Raw genomic sequence first — 521 nt, forward strand, 5'->3', positions numbered from 1 at the left:
GTGCTTCGAGCGCGCGGTCGATCGCCTTGTCGAGCACGTGCCAGTCGTCGGCCGCACGTGGCTTCAGGCCAGCTTCGGCCTCGTCCCACGCGACCTCGAGATCCTTGATGCGTGCCTTGCCGCCAGGCAGGTCGCCCCTGGCAACGACAGCGGACACGTCGGCCGCAATCCTGCGGAACTGGGAGAGGTCGCCGAGCTTCGACGCGCTCGCAGGCGAACCGCCCTGCGCAGCGGCGGACGCCGTGGTCGATGCGGCGGCGCTGCCGACCTGTTTGGAGCAACCGGCCGCGAGGCCGAGCGCAGCGCACACGGAAACGGCAACGAGCAGACGCGAAAGCGTGGTGGGATAACGCATGAAAAATCCTCGATTCGATGTTGAAAGAAACGTGACGGTCACTCGGCGCTCTCGACGCGCGCGCGGCTACTCGCGCCGATCTGCGCGACGGCGACGAGCACGACGATCACGGTGAGGAACAGCAGGCTCGTCGAAGCGGCCCCCATGCCGAACCCGCCGTAGCTGC

At 67.9% G+C, this 521-nt stretch carries 1 protein-coding gene; it reads right to left on the reverse strand.

The genetic code is table 11. The features are described from left to right. Positions 1-355 (reverse strand): hypothetical protein (locus ACOJB8_RS41220; RefSeq protein WP_475018011.1); only part of this gene is annotated, 355 nt, incomplete at its 3' end. Between the last annotated feature and the right edge of the window lie 166 nt (positions 356-521).

The sequence above is a fragment of the Paraburkholderia sp. BR10141 genome (assembly GCF_056155635.1).